This window comes from Paenibacillus ihuae (genome assembly GCF_001368795.1).
Lineage (GTDB): Bacteria > Bacillota > Bacilli > Paenibacillales > Paenibacillaceae > Paenibacillus_AQ > Paenibacillus_AQ ihuae.
Map to the genome: position 1 here is coordinate 1,922,147 of NZ_LN831198.1, position 2,737 is coordinate 1,924,883.

General features: G+C 51.1%; 4 protein-coding genes. 2 read left to right on the top strand and 2 right to left on the bottom strand.

The window, feature by feature from the left end; all coding sequences use genetic code 11:
- Nucleotides 1–650 (bottom strand): FtsW/RodA/SpoVE family cell cycle protein (locus AQR02_RS08630; RefSeq protein ID WP_245237591.1); only part of this gene is annotated, 650 nt, incomplete at its 3' end.
- A 5-nt stretch (nt 651–655) separates the two neighbouring features.
- Entirely contained in the window at nt 656–1,003 is a 348-nt protein-coding gene (locus AQR02_RS08635; protein ID WP_054940218.1) for a YugN family protein, read from the bottom strand.
- A gap of 239 nt (nt 1,004–1,242) precedes the next feature.
- Between AQR02_RS08635 and AQR02_RS08640 the strand changes: the two genes are divergently transcribed.
- Nucleotides 1,243–2,412, top strand: a complete 1,170-nt coding sequence (locus AQR02_RS08640; RefSeq protein WP_054942043.1) for a M20 family metallopeptidase — start codon at nt 1,243–1,245, stop codon at nt 2,410–2,412.
- A gap of 80 nt (nt 2,413–2,492) precedes the next feature.
- On the top strand, nt 2,493–2,737 hold a 245-nt coding region (locus tag AQR02_RS08645; protein WP_187388770.1), incomplete at its 3' end, for a CBS domain-containing protein.

Sequence of the window (2,737 nt, forward strand, 5' to 3'; positions counted from 1 at the left end):
GCAGTCTTAGCGCCCATGACGATCCCGACACCAAGCACCAGCAGCGCAATGGAAGCAAGGATATGCTTCATGCTGGCCCCTCCGGCATAAATGACCAGACCGCTTGTCGCTACAAGGATTAAGCAGGACCCCAGATCCGGCTGCATCATAATTAATCCTGCAACGATTCCCACTATCACCATTACCGGGATGTAGCCGGTGCGCAAGTCTCTCAACCGCTCGCCTTTTTTGGTAATCAGTGCAGCAAGATATAGAATAATGGAGATTTTGGCCAGCTCGGTAGGCTGGATACCCAGGCCCCCGATATTGAACCAGCTCTTTGCGCCGTTCGTACGCTCTGCGAAGGCAACTAGGAACAGCAGAACAAGCGTAAGCAGAAATATCGGAGCATACCATTTCTTGAATTTGCTGTAATGGACATTCATTACGAAGAACATCACAACAGTTCCCACGACTACCCATTGTATCTGATTCTTAAAAAAATATAATGGATCATTGCCGAACTTTTCGCTTGCCAGAGTCAGGTTGGAGCTGGCGCTGAACACCATGACGAGTCCGAAGCCGACTAGCAGTAAAGTGAGAATTAGTAACTGGAAATCGGGTGTTCCTCTTTTGGGCAGGCTGACTTTTTTGTTCGTCTTTCCCTTCATTGTACTCAAGCTTCAAGCAGCACTTTCAGCTCGAAAATCCGCTGGGCGGCAGTATCCAGAATAGGCTGTGGAACCGGAGAGTCGTACTCCAGGCCGTGGGGGAAGGTAGCCTTGCCCAAGTAAACGGCTTCAATGGCCAGTATGCTATCGGGCTTTTCCAGCTTGCCTTCGACAGCACGTGTATTCACCCGCAGGAAGTATTCTCCGCCATTCTGATGGTCTTCTATCTTACAGTCGTAAGTGGCGCGGTAATATTCCCATTGCCAGCGGATGAATCCGGCTTTGGCCGCGCTCTCGTCAAGATAAAGAAGGTCGCTTTTTAATCCAACGAGGCCAGTGTTCTCAAATATCATAGCGAACATATCCCCCTTATGAAGTATAATGATTATTTTGTAACCGTAATTATTAATGTTCTACCTCATGATAGTATGTTTCCGGGGGATGCGCAAGGTAGGCGGGGCCTATCGATACACAGTTTTTTGCGTTTCTGCTACAATATAAGAAATATAGTTCTTTGCGGCAGGAGACCTGCGCAAACGCTGCGTTTGCAGGTCTGCCGGAGCGGGCTATGGTAGAAGGGAATGGAAGCGATATGGAGAACACGCTATTAGAACAGCTGCTTCCGGATATGGTGGCGTGGCGCCGCCATCTGCACATGCATCCGGAGCTGTCGTATCAGGAGAAAGAGACATCAGCTTATGTAGCCGCCCGATTGGCTGAATTCGGGATTGAAGTCATACGGAGCAGTGCCGGCTTCGGTCTGACCGGGATTCTTAAGGGGGACAAGCCGGGAAAGACGGTAGTCCTGCGCGCCGATATGGATGCGCTGAATATTACTGAAGAGAACGGAAGCGAATATGCTTCGCAGAACCATGGTGTTATGCATGCCTGCGGGCATGACGGACATACAGCGATGCTGCTTGCAGCAGCTTCCTATTACAGCACCCGGCGTGCGGAGCTCCGGGGGGAGCTGCGCTTCCTGTTCCAGCCTGCTGAGGAAATCTGCCCCGGCGGAGCAAAGGACATGATTGCCGAAGGGGTGCTTGAGGGGGCAGATGCCGTCTATGGCCTGCACCTGTGGACACCGCTGCCGCTCGGCACGATCGGTAGTGCACCGGGACCGCTGATGGCTTCAGCGGATGAGTTTTTTATTGATATCACCGGTAAAGGCGGACATGGCGGCATCCCTCACCGCACGGTAGACAGTATAGTAGCTGCAGCGGCGCTTGTGACCCAGCTGCAGACGATCGTCAGCCGCAATGTTGATCCGCTGCAGCCTGCCGTTCTGAGTGTGGGAACGATCCAGGGCGGATCTGCACAGAATATTATTGCCGAACGGTGCCGGATTACAGGTACGGTCCGGGCTTTTGATGAGGAGACCCGTTATTTGATCCGCCGCAGAATCGAAGAAATGGCTGTTTCTGTAGCTGCGGTATACGGGGCAGAAGCGAACGTGGATTATATGATGGGGTATCCGCCGCTCGTCAATGACGAAGCGGAGTTCAACAGATTTTTCCGTGTTGCTCCAGAAGCCCTTGGAGACTCCGTAAATGTGATCCGGATGGAGAAGATCATGCCGGCCGAAGATTTTGCCTATTATGTCAAGGAGATTCCTGGCTGCTTTATTTTTGTGGGGGCCGGCAATCCGGACAAAAATGCGGTATATCCGCATCATCACAGCAAATTCGACTTCGATGAGGATGCAATGCTTCATGGTGCGAAGCTGCTGGTAGCACTGGCTGAATCCTGTCTTAATGAATAGTTCATATTCTTGACGCATAAAAAGCATAATTCGGGGAGAACCTACTTCCGTAGATTACTGAGCAGACAGGGGGTTCTTTTTTGAAAACAGTCAAGGAAGTTATGACAACACAGCCTGCAGCCGTGACGCTGCAAGACAACATTTATGAGGTTGCCGTCAAAATGAGAGATTTTGATACGGGATTCATTCCTGTAGTTGATTCAGAAACGGGTAGAAAGCTCATTGGTGTGATAACGGACCGTGACCTGGTGCTTAGGGGATATGCGGACAAGCACTCAGGCTCTACCTCCGTTGAGACGGTCATGAGCAAACCGGTGACCTCGAT